17 protein-coding genes are annotated in these 17,169 nt (G+C 34.7%); 8 read left to right on the top strand and 9 right to left on the bottom strand.

The annotated features are described in order from the left end of the window. Positions 1 to 86 precede the first annotated feature (86 nt). The gene (locus tag RT037_RS10985) at positions 87 to 890 is read left to right on the top strand and encodes a sensor histidine kinase (protein WP_313031113.1); all 804 of its coding nucleotides are present in this window, start codon (positions 87 to 89) and stop codon (positions 888 to 890) included. A 41-nt stretch (positions 891 to 931) separates the two neighbouring features. Here the strand turns inward: RT037_RS10985 and RT037_RS10980 are convergent, their stop codons facing one another. The 3 genes from RT037_RS10980 to RT037_RS10970 all read right to left on the bottom strand — a co-directional run bounded on the left by RT037_RS10980 (position 932) and on the right by RT037_RS10970 (position 1,661). Continuing rightward, the gene (locus RT037_RS10980; RefSeq protein WP_313031111.1) at positions 932 to 1,201 is read right to left on the bottom strand and encodes a hypothetical protein; all 270 of its coding nucleotides are present in this window, start codon (positions 1,199 to 1,201) and stop codon (positions 932 to 934) included. Positions 1,202 to 1,286: 85 nt separating this feature from the next. Further along, positions 1,287 to 1,469 carry a hypothetical protein gene (locus RT037_RS10975; RefSeq protein WP_313031108.1) on the bottom strand — a complete coding sequence of 61 codons (183 nt, stop codon included), beginning with the start codon at positions 1,467 to 1,469 and terminating at the stop codon, positions 1,287 to 1,289. Positions 1,470 to 1,496: 27 nt separating this feature from the next. Then, positions 1,497 to 1,661 (bottom strand): hypothetical protein, encoded by a 165-nt coding sequence (locus RT037_RS10970; protein ID WP_313031104.1) that lies wholly within the window; start codon positions 1,659 to 1,661, stop codon positions 1,497 to 1,499. Between the two features lie 336 nt (positions 1,662 to 1,997). On the opposite strand from RT037_RS10970, the gene RT037_RS10965 reads away from it, so the two are divergent. Beyond that, positions 1,998 to 3,446 (top strand): M20/M25/M40 family metallo-hydrolase, encoded by a 1,449-nt coding sequence (locus tag RT037_RS10965; RefSeq protein WP_313031101.1) that lies wholly within the window; start codon positions 1,998 to 2,000, stop codon positions 3,444 to 3,446. A gap of 18 nt (positions 3,447 to 3,464) precedes the next feature. Here RT037_RS10965 and RT037_RS10960 read toward each other — a convergent pair whose 3' ends face one another. The 4 genes from RT037_RS10960 to RT037_RS10945 all read right to left on the bottom strand — a co-directional run bounded on the left by RT037_RS10960 (position 3,465) and on the right by RT037_RS10945 (position 7,337). Beyond that, positions 3,465 to 3,797, bottom strand: a complete 333-nt coding sequence (locus RT037_RS10960; RefSeq protein WP_313031097.1) for a 2Fe-2S iron-sulfur cluster-binding protein — start codon at positions 3,795 to 3,797, stop codon at positions 3,465 to 3,467. A 286-nt stretch (positions 3,798 to 4,083) separates the two neighbouring features. Continuing rightward, positions 4,084 to 5,136, bottom strand: a complete 1,053-nt coding sequence (locus RT037_RS10955; protein WP_313031095.1) for an NAD(P)/FAD-dependent oxidoreductase — start codon at positions 5,134 to 5,136, stop codon at positions 4,084 to 4,086. Positions 5,137 to 5,229: 93 nt separating this feature from the next. Next, positions 5,230 to 6,435 (bottom strand): class I SAM-dependent methyltransferase, encoded by a 1,206-nt coding sequence (locus RT037_RS10950; protein ID WP_312322853.1) that lies wholly within the window; start codon positions 6,433 to 6,435, stop codon positions 5,230 to 5,232. Between the two features lie 92 nt (positions 6,436 to 6,527). Beyond that, positions 6,528 to 7,337: an HNH endonuclease gene (locus RT037_RS10945; RefSeq protein WP_313031092.1), complete on the bottom strand. Its 810-nt coding sequence runs from the start codon at positions 7,335 to 7,337 to the stop codon at positions 6,528 to 6,530. Positions 7,338 to 7,651: 314 nt separating this feature from the next. On the opposite strand from RT037_RS10945, the gene RT037_RS10940 reads away from it, so the two are divergent. From RT037_RS10940 to RT037_RS10915, 6 genes are all read left to right on the top strand, one after another. After that, a complete protein-coding gene (locus RT037_RS10940; RefSeq protein WP_313031091.1) occupies positions 7,652 to 8,248 on the top strand; it encodes a TetR/AcrR family transcriptional regulator in 597 nt (198 codons plus the stop codon). A gap of 21 nt (positions 8,249 to 8,269) precedes the next feature. Beyond that, entirely contained in the window at positions 8,270 to 9,616 is a 1,347-nt protein-coding gene (locus RT037_RS10935; protein WP_313031088.1) for a TolC family protein, read from the top strand. 15 nt (positions 9,617 to 9,631) lie between these two features. Further along, on the top strand, positions 9,632 to 10,693 hold the full coding sequence (locus RT037_RS10930) for an efflux RND transporter periplasmic adaptor subunit (RefSeq protein ID WP_313031085.1): 1,062 nt from the start codon (positions 9,632 to 9,634) through the stop codon (positions 10,691 to 10,693). A 7-nt stretch (positions 10,694 to 10,700) separates the two neighbouring features. Then, positions 10,701 to 13,886 carry an efflux RND transporter permease subunit gene (locus RT037_RS10925; RefSeq protein ID WP_313031082.1) on the top strand — a complete coding sequence of 1,062 codons (3,186 nt, stop codon included), beginning with the start codon at positions 10,701 to 10,703 and terminating at the stop codon, positions 13,884 to 13,886. A gap of 185 nt (positions 13,887 to 14,071) precedes the next feature. After that, on the top strand, positions 14,072 to 14,356 hold the full coding sequence (locus RT037_RS10920) for a hypothetical protein (protein ID WP_313031080.1): 285 nt from the start codon (positions 14,072 to 14,074) through the stop codon (positions 14,354 to 14,356). An 11-nt stretch (positions 14,357 to 14,367) separates the two neighbouring features. Then, on the top strand, positions 14,368 to 15,375 hold the full coding sequence (locus RT037_RS10915; RefSeq protein ID WP_313031077.1) for a hypothetical protein: 1,008 nt from the start codon (positions 14,368 to 14,370) through the stop codon (positions 15,373 to 15,375). 230 nt (positions 15,376 to 15,605) lie between these two features. On the opposite strand, the gene RT037_RS10910 is transcribed toward RT037_RS10915, so the two are convergent. After that, a complete protein-coding gene (locus tag RT037_RS10910; RefSeq protein WP_313031074.1) occupies positions 15,606 to 16,379 on the bottom strand; it encodes a GEVED domain-containing protein in 774 nt (257 codons plus the stop codon). Positions 16,380 to 16,735: 356 nt separating this feature from the next. Then, a complete protein-coding gene (locus RT037_RS10905) occupies positions 16,736 to 17,044 on the bottom strand; it encodes a hypothetical protein (protein WP_313031072.1) in 309 nt (102 codons plus the stop codon). Positions 17,045 to 17,169 lie beyond the last annotated feature (125 nt).

Below are 17,169 nucleotides of genomic sequence, written 5' to 3'. Positions count from 1 at the left end.
GATTTTTTACGATTAATCGCTAAAAGTTTTCAAGTAGCGCTCTTATTTTCATATCTTTTGTTTTCAAAAGCTGCGACTTGTAAAATATGATTCTGACTGTCGCATACGAAGTAAAATTAACGTTTGCATTCGCTGTTGCGCTTTTGCTACTTTTTTTGGGCTTCATTATTTTTGTGATTTTACTTTATAAGAAAAACCAAATCAACCATATCAAGGAAAGCCAAATTAAAGATATTGAGCATAAAAATATTCTCCTACAAAAGGAAATAGAAAAACATAAATCTTTACAATCCGAGCGAGAAAGGATTTCTCACGATATGCATGATGATATTGGCGCAGGACTTTCCGCCATAAAACTGCAATCGGAAATACTGAAACATAACATCGATAACAAAAGCATTAGTAAATCCGAAATTGAGGAGCTTATAAGAATTTCTGAAGAGATTAATCTGTCGATGCGTGAGATTTTGTGGTCACTCAACTCCTCCAACGACAATGTTAGAAAAATGCTGTATTACTGTAAAAACTACGTCGAAAGTTATTTATCTAAAACAAAAATTCAATTTACGCAGCAACAAGATATCGAGAATCCTGACATAATCGTTAGCGCAGAGTTACGTCGAAATGTATTGTTAATCATCAAAGAAGCTTGTCACAATATTGTAAAACACAGCCAAGCAACACGCGTTATTTTTGATGCTGTTGAAGGTCAAAATTTCATTCGTATTTCCATCCAAGACAATGGTATCGGGATACAACAAGCACGTGTTGATGGTTATGGACTAACCACCATGAAGTCTAGAGCCGAAAGTGTTGGCGGTACTTTTAATATCTGTAAAGAATCAGAAGGAACAAAAATTAACATTTCGTTTAACCTTAATAAAGATTAAAAAAGACTTTAGAAATTTCTAAAGTCTTTTTATTTAAAATTTTAAAATGTGGCTGGAGGCGCTGTATCATTATTAAGTTTTTTGTCAATTTGGTTCTTCTTACCTTTCGGAAAATCATAACTTAGACCAATGACAAACATCGACTTGTTATTCATTATTTCTGTTTTAGCAGTATAATTTACAAGACTTTCGGACAAACTTTTTATCAGATAAGGAGACGGCATTCCTAACCAATAAAAGCCTGTTGAAAACGTACAGTTATCAAGTTTGTAACTTGCAAAAAAGTGACTTTTATTTTCGTTGGTAGACAAAAAAGCATCGCTTAAAGTATAGACAGGAAAATTGAAATTATACTGGAATGAAAAATTTTCGGAAATAACTTTTCAACTTACACAGTTAGTGAGATACTACCGTATAACTCGCAGAAGCAGAAGCGTCAACAAAGCGTGTCGTTACCGCTGAACTAACATCAGCTCCAAAAACATAACCAGTCTCAGGGTTTCTGGTAATTACATTGACAACTTGATCTGCTCTAGTTGCCCAATGCGTTGGTGGATTATCATAATATTCGACACGCACAACATTTTCTGGACCTATCGACCGCTTTTACAACTCGGTAGCTTCTACACCGTTAATGAGCATTAAGGTAGTTCCACCTTTAGTACTAGCGACACTTTTCGTAATAGGACCATATTGTAATTCGGGAAGCGTTTTTAATAAATCGTTTGCATAGCGCGCTTTCTTCAAAGCTTCTTCATCAAAGCTATACACCGACTTGTCAATAAATTGTTTTTTTTGCGTTGCGCTTTAACTAAAACCTCTTGTATTTCTGCAGATTGCTATATAGTATCTTGAGTGACTTGTTGCTCTTGTGCAAAGAAAAATCCAGATAAAATGATAAATGGAAATGTAAAAATTCTGTTCATGTTTCAACCTTATAAAAGAAAGATAATTCAAAATCAAAAAATGTTACATCGAAATAAAATTTAATAACAATTAGAAACAAAAATCTATTTCAAAACCAATCAAAATTTAAAAATATTATATAAAATTCAATTTATTTTTACTAAACCTTTATCTTTACAAGACCTAACTTAAAAATAACTTATGAAAAAACAATTACCACTTTTAGCAGCGGTATTCCTTTACGGCGCTTTATTCGGTCAAGATAATCAAAGCTTCCATGCGACAATGGATGGCAAAAGTGCCAAAGCATTACAAGAACTTTTCCCGAAAGAAGTTTCGATTTTAAAAACGATTGACAATCAATCTGCCGTTCTTTTAACTGAAGAGGCAGCGCATCATTTACACAGAAATATCCTTACGCACGGTCCTGGATTCGTTTATCAAAACAGTGCTGAAACTGCCCTAGACGTTCTAAATAAAAAAGCTAGCAAATCTCCTCAGCTTCTCAATTTGACAATTACTGAAAACGATTGGGTTAACCACAGTATCGGAAAAGTAAATGCAGACAATATCAAAAATCACATTTTGACATTAGAAGCTTATGGCACTCGTCGACACGACAATGCAGAAGGCAAACAAGCTGCACTAGATCTTAAAGCAAAATGGGAAAGCATGATCGCAGCAGCTGGTCGTACAGACATCAGTGTTGAACTTTTTAATCATACTGGAACGCCGATGCCTTCAGTACTTTTAAAGATAAATGGTAACACAACTCCTAACGAATCAGTAATTATCGGTGGTCATCTAGACTCTATTTCTTTTTCGGGGCAAGCACCTGGTGCTGACGACAATGCCTCAGGAATTGCGAGCATCACGGAAATGCTTCGTGTACTTTTGGACATCAAATTTAAGCCTCAAAAAACTATCGAAATGATGGCTTTTTCAGCGGAAGAAGTGGGATTAGTCGGCTCTAATGAAGTCGCAACCAACTATGCAAATAACAATAAAAACGTGGTAGCTTATGTTCAGTTTGACATGACAAATTATAAAGGATCGAACAAAGATGTATATCTAACCACAGATTCTTACAATAGCAACGACCTTAACCTGTTTTTAATAGAACTCATGGAACATTATAATAAAACGGGTTCTAATGCCTTCACTTACGGCAATACAATCTGTAATTACGGTTGCTCGGATCACTTTAGTTGGGCACAAAATGGTTATAACGCGGCCTTCCCTTTTGAAGCCAGTTTTAACAATTCTAATCCGTACATCCACAGCTCTAACGACAAATTATCCATTAGCGGAAATAATGCAAATCACGCCGCAAAATTTACAAAACTAGGTCTAGAATTCATCATCGAGGCAGCCAAATCTAGCCAAGCTTTTTTAGCCGTTCAAAACCAAAATATTAATAAAAATGATTTGAAAATTGCTGTCGAACATAAAATTTTAAAACTTTTAAATATCGATTTCAAAAGCGTCAAAACTTTGAAAATTATGGATGCCTCTGGACGTATTGTGAAAGAAGTATTGAATCCAAATTCTAATTCAATCTCTTTAGAAAGTCTGAAAGACTCTTATTATTTGTGTATCATCGAAAATAACGACGGAACAATTAAGAGTACAAAATTTATCAATCAGTAAAAACAAAAAAGCCCTAGATTAACTTTCTGGGGCTAACTCTATAACTAGTCCTTCTAGATCATCCGTTGCAGGAATCTGGCAGCTTAGTCTACTATTCGGCTTTACATTATAGGCTTCATCCAACATAGCTTCTTCATCGACTTGCATCTCTGGCAACGCAACATTCTCGCTAACAACATAACATTGGCAAGAAGCGCACATCGCGAGACCACCACAAATACCAATAGTCCCTTCAGGCACCAATTCGTAAGCGCGAATCACCTCCATAAGACTCATTGCCATATCAGTTGGCGCCGCAATATCATGAGAGACACCATCCCTATCTATAATGGTAATATTTACATCTGACATTTTAAAATCTTTTCTACAAAGTTAATAAATATTAGGTATAAAGGAAATCTAATAATGCTTTAAAAATACCTAGAACTAGGTATTTTTTTTATGAAAATAAGCCTTTACATTTGACACAGATAGATGATAAGAAATAAAGCGTTTTATAAATGTTTTCTCAACCGAATTACTAAAGCCATGTTTATTTTCTCATACCAAACTAACTACACTAATTTTATCATTTATCTATTACAAAAAAAGCCTAAGTCTAGTCAACTTAGGCTTTTGATTTTGTATTTAAATCTGATTAATCAATTGATTTTACAACTGCTTTTTCAGCTTCTTTTCTTGTACCATCAAATCCATCAATACCAGAAACCGTTGTATATTTAAGAACGAATTTCTTACCTGGATTAAGTCTGTTATAAACACTTTGACACATCAAAGTAGCCTCATGGAAACCACAAAGAATCAACTTCAACTTTCCTGGATATGTGTTAACATCACCAATCGCGTAGATGCCATCGATATTGGTTTGATAATCTAAAGCATTATTAACTTTAATGGCATTTTTCTCAATATCTAATCCCCAATCGCCTAATGGACCAAGTTTTGGCGTCAATCCGAACAAAGGAATTAAATAATCGGTTTCGATGATTTCTTTTTCTTCGCCTTTTGTAACTTCGATTGCAGTAAGTTTCTCCTCTCCTATCAAGCCAGTTACTTCGGCAGGCGTAATCAGATTGATTTTGCCAGCTTTCTTAAGCGCAGCAACTTTCTCAACTGAGTCTAAAGCACCACGAAATTCATTTCTTCTATGGATTAAGGTTACATCCGATGCAACATCCGCCAAGAAAATCGACCAGTCCAAAGCTGAATCTCCACCACCCGCAATTACAATTTTTTTGTCGCGGAACATTTCTGGATTTCTCACAAAATACTCAACACCGTTTTCTTCAAATTTTTCAAGATTTTCTAATTCGGGTTTACGAGGATCAAAACTTCCCAATCCACCAGCAATTGCAATAGCTTTTCCTTTAATTTTGGTACCACGACTTGTAGTTACGATAAAATCTCCTTCCTCAGTTTTCTCATAGCTCATTGCTTTTTCTGAAAGAGAAAATTGAGGTTCGAATTGTTTGATTTGTTCCATCAAATTATCAACTAAAACGCCAGCGTCAACACTTGGAAAACCAGGAATATCGAAAATCGGTTTTTTGGGATACAACTCCGACAACTGTCCGCCGGGTTGGGGCAACGCATCGATAAGATGACATCTCAATTTTAATAATCCCGCTTCGAATACTGCAAATAATCCTGTTGGACCTGCGCCTATAATAATGATATCTGTTTCGAACATTTCTGTAATATTTTATTATGCAAAGCTAAGCATTTTCACTTCTTTTAGAATTATTCTAAATGATGACTTTACTTAGTTTTATTTAATTTAAATTTAATTATCTCTCTTTATCAAAGCCATATAGAATCCGTCGTAGCCTTGGCTAGGCATAATTTTTTCTTCTTTAACCAAAGAATAATCAGGATTGTTGGCTAAGAATTTTTCGACTTGAAGATTATTTTCCGATGGCAAAATAGAACAAGTTGCATAGATCATTTGACCTCCTTTTTTAATAATTTTAGAATAATCTTGAAGAATTTGCTCTTGCTCTTTTTTAATTCTAATAATAAAATCTTGATCGATTTTCCATTTAGAATCTGGATTACGTTTCAACACGCCAAGTCCAGAACAAGGTGCATCGATCAACAATCGATCCGCTGTATTATGAAGTCGTTTAATAACTTTAGAATCCGAAATAAAACGCGCTTCGATATTATGAGCGCCAGCACGTTTAGCACGACGTTTTAATTCTGCCAATTTCCATTCAAAAATATCTAATGCGATAATTTGACCCTTGTTTTTCATCAAAGCTGCTAAATGCAAAGTTTTCCCTCCTGCGCCAGCACAAGCATCAACAACACGCATGCCTTCTTTCGGATCCAATAGTTGTCCAATCGTTTGAGAAGACGCATCTTGAACTTCGAACAATCCATCTTTGAAAGCCGATGTCAAAAACACATTTTTCTTCTCTTCCAACTGTACAGCATCTGGATAACCGTGTATCGTAAAAGCACGAACGCCCTCGTCTTGAAGGTCTGCCACCAATTCTTTCGGTGACGTTTTCAAAGTATTAGTTCTAAGAACTGTCGGTGCTTGCTCGTTAAGCGCTAACATCTCTTTCTCCCATTTTGGTCCCAATTCTTTCTCCATGGTTTCTGCCAACCAATCTGGAATCGAATATTCAATAGCCTTTGTTGGGATGTAACCTTTTTTAAGTTTATTAAGAATATCGGCAGTTTTAACACCATCAAATTCTTCAAACTTTTTATAATGCGACTTACTCCAAAGTAAATATGCCAAAATTAATTTGTAAACATTATTTGGTTTCACACCTTCGCCCATATAATATTCCAGACGTTTTTTCCAACGGATAATGTTGTAAAAAATCTCCGAAACAACTTGTCGATCTTGACTTCCCCATTTTCTATTCGCTTTCAAAAGTCTTTCGATAACTTTATCAGCATATTTTTTTTCTTGAAAAAAGGTCTCTTGCAAAGCGTCGTGGATGCCTATGAGAAGATTGCGATGTATTAATTCCATAAAGTAAAACTTCTTATAATATAGAAGACAGCAAATTTACGAAAAATAAAAAAGTTCAGAAATTAATTCTGAACTTCGGATAATACTTCTCGTCATTCTTTTTCTTCTTTGCTAAAAGTTAATTTGACATCACCCCAATTTTCACCAGTTTTAATGCGATGTATTTGCATGTCAGAGACACCAAATCGACGCGCTAACCTTGCCATTGGTTCGCCTTTATCTAGTTTTCTTTTAATAAAAACGACATCACTATAAGATAATTTTGCGTGATCTCTTTTAGGTTTTTCGCGGCGTTCAAGCTTTAGATTATGTTTAATCCATTTTGGACTTTTAAGACCATGTTCGACAACTTCATCTTTGGTTGCCCAAGCTAGATTCTCCACACGATTATCTTGTTTATCATAGTTAAGATGAATGACAAATTGTTTTTCAATCGGATTATCATTTTCGATAAATAATTCTGCAATTGCTTTATGAACTAAAACTTGATAATAAACCGAACGCTTTTTATTAATCTTGGCTCGTTCTTTAGAAAGTCTTTTTAATAATTTTTCTACTAGTTCTTTTCGCGGTTGGAGATAACGTTCAATCTTACGACTTTCTTCATAAGTTGTGGTTTTCTTTCGTAGGATTACATTTTTTTCTTTAATTATTGAACGTAACTCATCAATCTCTTTTTGCAATTCTTGTAAAAGATTTGAAGAAGCTTCATCCATCTCACCTAATCTTTTGAATCTAACAATTGGATAACCACCTTGTAATCCACCGTTTATCAATCGACCTTCGGGACAATTAACACTATAAGATTTTATTTCTCCAAAATTAGAAAATTCGAGACGTGTTTTATCGTTTTGGGAACCAATAATTGAATATTCTTTCCAAATTACATTATTTCTATTCACATTACTACATTTTTAACAAAATTAGAAATTATTTAAAACTTAATCCTCATTTGGGATATAAAAACATGATTATTAACATATTTTATAAGTCAAATCATAAAGTGGCACAATTATTAATATTACTGAAATCGAATAAGTTAGGTCTTAAAAACTAATTATCAAGCATTAACAAATATAACGTTTTAGGTATTGGTGAACAACAGCCCTCAATTATTCGTTTTCAATTGTTAATTTTTTGTTAATTGATTATTGACATTTTTGTTAAATATGAAAATTTAATAATTTTGTCAAACTTTTTTGTTAAACATAATTAAATGAGTCAAGAAATTAAAAAAGACGATACAGAAGCACTTATCCGCAAGACCGCAAAGAAGCTGTTTTTCGGAGAAGGCAAATTTAATGCGACTACGCAGGAGATTGCCGATGCTGCTGGCGTTAACCGTACTTTGATTAATTATTATTTCAGATCACGAGACAATCTTTTTAATCTAGTTTTTGAAGAAGCTTTACTTAAGGAAAAAGAAAAATCGGATGCTATCATGAAATCCGAAATGACCTTCCGTGACAGATTAACCGAATTTATAGAAAACTCAATGTCTTCTGCGATGCAATATCCTTTTTTAGAGATATACATTGTCACACAAATGAACCAAGGTTGTGCCTACAAAACGCCAGAAGACATGCAAAAAACAATGGAAAAACTAGATAGTGAATTGAAAGAAGAAATTGAGCAAGGAAATATCAGTCCTATTAGTACGGAACAATTCATCCTGAATCTAGCATCATTACTGTCTTTCCCAACATGTATGCGACCACTTTTCCAAAAAACAATGGAAATGAGCAACGAAACATACGAACGACTTCTGAAAGAGCGTAAAGATGTTATCCTAAGCACCATTTTTAAAAATTAGTAAAACGTAGAATTTAATCATATGAAACATTACACTAATTACAAAGCGAAAGCCATATTATCAGGTGCGCTATTAGTGTTCGGTATTTTCTCAGCTTATGCGCAAGAATCTGTTTCTTTACAAGAAGCAATTCAGAAGGCATTAGCTAACAAAGCCGAAGCCAAGAAAGCTGCTTTGCAAGTGCAAAAAGCAGAGTACAAAATCGACGAAGCGCGTGCTGGTGCATTACCACAAGTACATGTTGGCGGTAATCTAACTTACAACCCTGTTATTCAAGAATCTGTTTTAGAATTCGGTGGAGAAAGAATGGTTGTTAAGATGGGACAACCTTGGACGTCCAACATCGCTGCAACGGTCAACCAAGCAATTTTTGATCAAAAAGTTTTTATCGGTCTAAAGGCTGCAAAATCGACTCGAGAATTTTATATTCTTAATGCTCAACTAACTAACGAACAAATCATTACCAATGTAGCAACTGCCTACTATAATGTTTTTGTACAAGAAGAAAATCTTAGAACACTAGAAGCTAGTTATAGTAATACTGAGAAAGTTAGAAATATCATCAAAAGTCTTGTTGATAATGGTCTTGCAAAACAAATTGACCTAGACAGAACTAATGTACAACTAACAAATATCTCATCTAATAAACAACGTATTACTAATGCTGTAGAATTAACTAAAAATGCTTTAAAATTCTATATGGGAATTCCAGTAGAGACCGAGATTACTTTAGAAGAGAAGAGCATCGAGCCTAAGCCTGAGTTAATCGAATCTTTAGCAAATATAAATAACCGTTCGGAGGTTAAAGTTTTAGAAAAACAAAAAGAACTTCTTCAGTTTAATAAAAAAGCTACTGAAGCAGCGCATTATCCAACAGTTGGTCTACAAGGACAATACGGTTTTTACGGGATGGGAACCAAGTTTCCTTTAACCAATGGCTCTAACAACGGTGTTAACTGGAGTGACTTTGCATCAATTGGATTAAATGTTAACATCCCAATTTTTACTGGTGGTGCTACAAAAGCAAGAATCCAACAAGCGGAGATTGATATTCTAGATGTAGAACAAGATATCGAAAATACAAAACAAAGCCTAAACTTAGATTACAAAAACTCTGTAACAAATATCGAGAATGCTTTAATTAATCTTAACAGCATGAAAGACAATGTTGAACTTGCAGAAAAAGTACAAAAAAACACGCAATCTAACTACCAATATGGACTTGCAAATCTAACTGAACTTTTAGATTCAGAAAATGCATTAACGCAAGCAAGACAAAATTATGCAAACGCATTGTTAGATTACAAACAAGCTGAAATCCAGTTAATAAAAGCTAAAGGAGAACTCAACACATTAACTCAACCATAATAAACTATTCAGAAAATGAAAAAAACTTTAATATATGTAATCGTTGCTGCAATTCTTTTAGGATTGTTCGTTTACAAAATTACATCCAACAAAGAAGAACAGACCGCAAAAGTAGCAGAAGTAGCGAAGCAAGTAGATAAAATTAACGTTAATGTTATCACAGCTACAAGATCAAATATCGATACAGATTATTCTGCGAATGGTACTTTCATCCCAAAGGCTGAAACCAATCTTTCTTCAGAAATTGCAGGTCGTGTTATTAGCGTTCTTGTAAAAGAAGGTTCTCGTGTTAATGCAGGACAAGTTGTTGCAACCATCAAAAAAGATGCTATTGAAGTAGATATGACACAAGCTCAAAACAACCTTCAAAATGCAATTATCGATAACCAACGTTACGAAAATGCTTTCAAAACTGGAGGTGTTACAAAACAACAAGTGGATAACTCAAGACTACAACTAAAAAATGCGCAAGCAGCAGTTCGTGCACAAGGTGTAAGAGTTAACAACGCAACTGTACGTGCAGGTATCAGCGGAACGATTAACAAAAGATTAATCGAGCCAGGCGCTGTTGTATCTCCAGGTACGCCAATGTTCGAAATTGTAAATATTAATACGGTTAAACTTTCGGTATTAGTAGACGAAAGCCAAGTTGGAAGAATCCAATTAGGTCAAGTTGTTAAAATCAATGTTAACGTACTTCCTGAAGACTCTTTTGCTGGTAAAATTACTTTTATCGCTCCTAAAGCTGACGCATCTCTTAACTTCCCAGTTGAGATCGAAGTTGCCAACAATGGTCAATTGAAAGCAGGTATGTACGCAACTGCTATCTTTAAAACTAATCATGGTGCCGAAACTCAAAATATGTTAACTGTACCTGCAGACGCTTTCGTTAATGGAGTTAGCTCTGGTCAATTATTTATCGTGGACAACGGTGTTGCGAAAATGGTCAAAGTAACAACAGGAAAAGTTTATGGTGATAAAGTACAAATTTTAGCTGGATTAAACGGTGGCGAACAAGTTATTACCAGCGGACAAATCAACCTTAACGATGGTTCCAAAGTCAATATTGTAAAGTAGATTAAACATGAAGTTAGCAGAAATATCGATTAAAAGACCAACCTTAGTCATTGTATTATTTACATTGCTAACGTTGGGCGGATTGCTTAGTTATTCCATGATGGGATACGAGCTAATACCGAAATTTGAAACCAATATGGTAACCATTTCTACGATCTATCCAGGTGCTTCACCAAGTGAGGTGGAGACATCGGTTACTCGTAAAATAGAAGATGCCGTTGGTTCCTTAGAAAACGTAAAAAAAGTAGAAGCTTCATCTTATGAAAGTCTTTCGGTTATTATGGTCCAATTGAATCCAGGTGCCGATGTAGATTTTGCATTAAATGATGCTCAACGTAAAGTTAACGCCATCATATCCGACCTTCCTGATGATGCGAAAGCACCGTCTCTTAACAAGTTCTCTTTAGATGACTTACCAATTATGACGTTAAGTATCGGAAGTGATAAACTTAATAATAAAGAGCTTTATGATTTATTGGATAAAAAAATTGAACCTACTTTCTCCCGTGTAAATGGTGTGGCACAAATTGATCTTGTAGGAGGACAAGAAAGAGAAATTCAAGTTAATATTGATGAGAAAAAATTGCAAGGTTATGGACTTTCTATTGGGCAAGTTCAACAAGCGATTTTATCTTCAAACCTTGACTTCCCTACTGGTAGTGTTAAAACTAGAACTTCAAAATCCACGATTAGATTAGCTGGTAAATATAAGTCTATCGAAGATATGAGAAACCTGGTTGTATCTAACAACGGTGCACAGGTTAGATTATCTGACATTGCAACAGTATTTGACACGACACAAGATGTTGAAAAATTAGCACGCTACAACCAACTTCCTACTATTTTAATTCAGGTTAAAAAACAATCGGATGCTAACGCCGTTGCGGTTTCTGAAAGTATCCAAAAAACGATGAAGGAGGTTGAGAAAAACTACGCTAATCAAGGTATTAAATTGAATATTGTTAACGACTCTACAGAGTTTACATTAGCAGCTGCGGATCACGTAATTTTCGACTTATTCTTAGCAATTATTTTGGTTGCGGTGGTTATGTTATTATTCTTACACAGTATCCGTAACGCGGTTATCGTAATGGTGGCAATCCCAATGTCATTGATTGCGGCTTTCATTGGTATGAATTTGATGGGTTATACTCTTAACTTGATGAGTTTATTAGGACTTTCATTGGTTGTTGGTATCTTGGTGGATGACGCGATTGTGGTTTTGGAAAACATCTATCGTCACATGGAGATGGGTAAATCTAAAATCCGTGCGGCTTATGATGGGGCTTCCGAAATTGGATTTACCGTAACTGCGATTACGTTGGTAATTGTGGTAGTATTCTTACCAATTGCGATGAGTACTGGTCTAGTTGCAAACATCCTAGCTCAGTTTTGTGTTACGGTAGTTATTGCAACTTTGTTATCTTTGTTGGCGTCATTTACGATCATCCCTTGGTTATCATCAAGATTCGGAAAATTAGAACATTTAACAGGTAAAAACTTATTTGAAAAGTTCATCCTTTGGTTCGAAAAACAATTAGATAATTTCACACATTGGATTACTGATATTCTGGAATGGTGTCTTAAAACAACTTTACGAAGAATCACGACTGTCATTGTAACATTTTTAGTATTTATAGCTTCCTTCAGCTTAGTTGGACTTGGATTTATCGGTGGAGAATTCTTCCCTAAATTAGATAAAGGTGAATTCTTAGTTCAAATGGAATTACCAAAAGATGCGTCTGTTGAGAAAACTAACCAAGTTACTTTAGATGTTGAAAAATTCTTGAGACAATATCCAGAAGTTGTTAATATGATTACAACTGTTGGTCAACAGTCCGGCGGTATGGGTGCAGCTCAGTCAACAGCTTATCAATCTGAGATTCAGGTTATTTTAACTGATAAAGCAGAAAGAAGCGAAAGTACAGATATTTTGTCTGCAAAAATTAAAAGACAATTAGAAGAAAAATTCACTGGTGTTGAGTTTAAAACTGCACCAATCGGTATTATGGGTGCGGAAAGTGCGCCTATCGAAATGGTAGTAACTGCACCAGATGTACAGACTGCAACTAAAGAAGCAGAACGTATTTTAGCCTTGTTGAAAAAAGTGCCAGGTGCTATCGGTTCAGAATTGTCAACCGATACAGGTAACCCAGAAATCCGTGTTAACATCGACCGTGATAAAATGGCGGCTTTAGGACTAAATCTTTCTAGCGTTGGTCAAGCGATGCAGACAGCCTTCAACGGTAATACAGATGGTAAATTCCGTGCTGGTGAATACGAATATGATATCAACATTAGATTTGCTGACAACAGTAGAAAATCTATTGACGATGTTAAAAACTTAATCTTCACCAACAATAAAGGCGAGCAAATTAGATTAAGTCAGTTTGCAAATGTTGAGATGAGTTCTGGGCCGAGTTTGTTACAACGTCGTGATAAATCACCAGCTGTTAAAGTTCAGTCTAAAGTAGTTGGTCGTCCTTCGGGAGACGTGGCAAACGAATGGGCAGCAATGTTCATGAACAATGAAAAAACAAAACCTGCAGGTGTAGATTACATCTGGGGTGGAGATATGGAAAACCAGTCAGAAGGTTTCGGTACTTTAGGTATCGCTTTATTAGCCGCTATTATTTTGGTTTACCTAGTAATGGTATCGCTTTATGACAGTTTTGTTTATCCGTTTGTGGTATTATTCTCAATTCCGTTGGCGTTGATTGGGGTAATGGTGATTCTTGCATTAACAGGAAATTCATTAAACATCTTTACCATGTTAGGTATGATTATGTTGATTGGTCTAGTTGCGAAAAACGCGATTATGATTGTCGACTTTGCTAACATGAGAAAAGCAGCTGGGGCTAATACTCACGATGCTTTGATACAAGCCAACCACGCACGTCTTCGTCCGATCTTGATGACGACAATTGCGATGATCTTTGGTATGATCCCAATTGCATTGGCAAAAGGTGCAGGTGCTGAGATGAACAACGGTCTTGCTTGGGTAATTATCGGTGGTTTGACATCATCATTATTCTTGACTTTGATTATCGTACCTGTTGTATATTCTTTATTTGATTCGATGTTGAGAAGATTCGGAAAAGACGAAACTATCGACTACGAAGCAGAAATGAAAGCAGATTACGAACATAGAGAACTTAGTGAAGACGGCTTCACACCTAAGCATATCGATTAATTTATTAATCAATTATTTTAACCTGAGATCCCATTGGCTTTTGACAGTGGGATTTTTTTTATTTAAGAAACAGTTTTAGTTAATATTAAAAATTTTAACAAAAAATATTAAAAACAGAACTTTAATATTCTCTATATTAGAATCAATAATATCAATCAAAGACAAATTTCGCCAACCAACGCATCATGAAAGACAATCCTTTTATAACAATATTTTTGCTCATTTGTATAGAGATTGGCGCATTGTATTATCTCGATTATATTGATTCTTCTTTTCTAAAAAAAGATGGTGCTTTTGTTTTAATGGTTTTAACTATTCCCGTGATTTCGATTGGACTTTCAGCAAAATTAGACAATAATCGGTACCAAAAGAATTTTAAAAGATTCAATATATTTTTAATAATAGTTGCGGTTACCGCTTTTTTCATATTAAGTTATTTAAATGCTTTAGGTCACGCCTATCAACATTAATATTTTGGAATATGACAACATCTAAACTCGATTTTTTCAACATATTTTTAGCGATAGCATTAGGTTTTATTGTAATACTTAATCTCATTGTTCGTTACAAAAACAAAGAGCAAGACAAACTCACTTGGGAAGCAGAAATCCTTAGTAGCAATGCCGCCTCTTCAAAAGATGATGTCAATGCAATTAAAATTATTGATGCCTCATTTTTTAACCGTTTTGACAAATCCCAAAAAAATCTCAATTACGATTCAAAAAAAAAGGCTGGCGAGATTGTTAATACTGTTGATAGTGTTAAAATTAAATTTTCAACCTATGATAAGGATTTATTACCCGACTCACTTAGCCTAAGATTCTTTTCTGGAAATGAACGTAAATTTTATCGAATTGCCACCAAATTGCCCTACGAAAAGATTAGAAAATTAGTCCTAAGAAATAAACAAAGTCCTACTTTCTTCCTTGAAATTCAAAATAAAGGAAAAGTTTTACTTAAACTAAATCAAGCTAAGAACGACCAACTAAATTATGCAACAGTAGCTTCCTTTAATGCTAAAGAAACAAGTGGTACCATTGAAGAATTGGTTAATAAAGAATCACTTGATGGTCATTATAACGATTATGAAGATATTACAAAAATATCCGACTTTGGAGAACTTATAAGCAATAAATATTGGTGGCGAGCACAGATCGAAAAAGCAAATCCTGAAGATAGTATCACCAGTTTCTATGCGATTTCTCATGCAGAATATGCCATAACTGATCTGCAAAACGACAGGAAAATAGAACTTCGTACTATTCCCAAAAATTTTTATATCAGTTGGAAAAACGATAAAAATTATTCCGTTACATTTGGATTAAACTCACAACAAATTTTGGACGCCTTCCGAAAATTAAATAAAATTAATACCTCTTATCCAATCACAATTAAGTTTAGGATTGATAAAAACGATTTTACACGTTGCGAAATTTCTCGTGGCGACACATCTATCGAATTAAAAGATTTATTTCCACATAAGCCTTAGGGCTTATTTTACTTTTAAAATTTAAACTAAAAAAAAACGACTTCTTTCAAAGTCGGCCTCCTACAATAAACAAAACTCAAATGAGTTATTCTTTAATAACTTTCGTTGTTGTTGACGTACCGTTATTTAATTTAACTGTAACTAGATAAACTCCTTTTTTTTAAGATCATCCAATTTCAATTCTGAAGCTGGCGCTAAAGTCTTAACTGTTCTTCCAGATATATCTGTAATTATGATAGACGCAACATTTTTAGCATCAGAAATTTTAAGAACGTCAGAGAAAGATTTGGATATACAATTGCAAACGTTTTATTAGCTTCGTTAGTCGCTAAATCGTTAATAACTGTTAGCGTATAATACTCCGTTTGACCGTAGGTCATATCTAAACAAGGACTTAGCTCATCACCTGTTTCCGTTGCAGAAGCATTAAAGTTATACTTAACACGCATTCTTGTATCACCTAACTTAGCGGTTGCCGGAATTGCAATATTTTTGTTAACAGTAACTGTCGCACCAGAACCTCCTGCAAAATCTGAAGTTTTAAAATAAGCTTCACCAGCATCCAAGAAAGATCCATTTTGATTCCAGGCTATGTATACCGTATATCCAAATCTATTAGCTCCTTCTCCTGTTCCAATTAAAGTAATTGGGTAAGTAGTCCATTTTTTAACTTTTGCTTGTGTATCTAGGAAAAATTTGTGATCTTCATCTACATTAATGCTAGCATTTGAAGAATTGTTGATACCTGCAAAATTAACAATTGTAATAGGATAAGTCGCTTCTTCGATTAGTGGACCAAAATATGCTGCCACTTGATTAGCTCCTGTTGTAAAATACATAACCTCACAACTTGGTGTTGAGCCAACATTATTAACAGAAATAAGCTGCGCATAGATCTTAGTATCAGCTAGTAATGTCTTCTTTTCACCTACGTTGAAATAGTTGGTATTAACAGATTCTGATAAAATATCGTCATCACCTGGCGTAGTTCCTAAACTCAACAAATAAGCAAAAGCACCTTGAGAAGCTGGCCAAGATAAAGTTGGACGTAGAGAAACATTTGTTGCGCCATTTGCTGGTACATCGACGTTAGTACATATTGGTGGTACGGTTGTGTTTTGAATAATATCAAAACTGTCGAAGAAGTTTGATGCCTTATATTGCGCGCCTGATGTTGCAACAGTTCTTACTCTTAGTTTAAGCTATTCTGTACATTAGTCAAAGCAGGAATCACACCAGCCACTTCTGTACAAGCGTCGCCATCAGGGTTAAGATTTTTAGTGGTAAAATTAGTGTAAGTTACACCATTGTCAATACTATAAACTAAGCTAACAACACCACCTCTTGCAGCAGTAGTATCTTAAGGGCTTTTAATCGTAATCAATGATATCGATAAGGTAATATTATCACCATTAGATGTTACATTTGCTGGTTTGGTATAGATAAGATCCATAGTTTTGGAGCTAGTATTAGCACTACCATCCAAGAAACCTCCAACAGCCTTTATCCCATCACACGATGTCGGCGACAAAGTATAAACATTTGGGTTAATACCCCCTGATAAATTGTAAGCCGGACTAATAGTTCCTTCAAAACTTTCTACCAATATTACTTGTGGTTGCGAAAAATAAGAAGCATCCAAGAAACAACTTAGTAAAATTTTCTTCATTTTGATACATTTAGTTAATTAATATAAAACTAAAAAAAACATCTAGATTATGTAAGTCTCCCCAAAAACTGGACATTTTATAACCCTAAAGTTATTAGCAAAAAACAATTAATTTTAGGTTATGA

This window comes from Soonwooa sp., from assembly GCF_032062245.1.
Classification (GTDB): Bacteria; Bacteroidota; Bacteroidia; order Flavobacteriales; family Weeksellaceae; genus Soonwooa.
Note: the sequence above shows the minus strand (reverse complement) of the source record. Positions and strands in the feature narration are given on the sequence as shown.

Coding starts and splice junctions, on each gene's coding strand:
- RT037_RS10985 (WP_313031113.1), top strand. CDS start 87: ATGATTCTGACTGTCGCATACGAAGTAAAATTAACGTTTGCATTCGCT.
- RT037_RS10965 (WP_313031101.1), top strand. CDS start 1,998: ATGAAAAAACAATTACCACTTTTAGCAGCGGTATTCCTTTACGGCGCT.
- RT037_RS10960 (WP_313031097.1), bottom strand. CDS start 3,797: ATGTCAGATGTAAATATTACCATTATAGATAGGGATGGTGTCTCTCAT.
- RT037_RS10955 (WP_313031095.1), bottom strand. CDS start 5,136: ATGTTCGAAACAGATATCATTATTATAGGCGCAGGTCCAACAGGATTA.
- RT037_RS10950 (WP_312322853.1), bottom strand. CDS start 6,435: ATGGAATTAATACATCGCAATCTTCTCATAGGCATCCACGACGCTTTG.
- RT037_RS10940 (WP_313031091.1), top strand. CDS start 7,652: ATGAGTCAAGAAATTAAAAAAGACGATACAGAAGCACTTATCCGCAAG.
- RT037_RS10935 (WP_313031088.1), top strand. CDS start 8,270: ATGAAACATTACACTAATTACAAAGCGAAAGCCATATTATCAGGTGCG.
- RT037_RS10930 (WP_313031085.1), top strand. CDS start 9,632: ATGAAAAAAACTTTAATATATGTAATCGTTGCTGCAATTCTTTTAGGA.
- RT037_RS10925 (WP_313031082.1), top strand. CDS start 10,701: ATGAAGTTAGCAGAAATATCGATTAAAAGACCAACCTTAGTCATTGTA.
- RT037_RS10920 (WP_313031080.1), top strand. CDS start 14,072: ATGAAAGACAATCCTTTTATAACAATATTTTTGCTCATTTGTATAGAG.
- RT037_RS10915 (WP_313031077.1), top strand. CDS start 14,368: ATGACAACATCTAAACTCGATTTTTTCAACATATTTTTAGCGATAGCA.
- RT037_RS10905 (WP_313031072.1), bottom strand. CDS start 17,044: ATGAAGAAAATTTTACTAAGTTGTTTCTTGGATGCTTCTTATTTTTCG.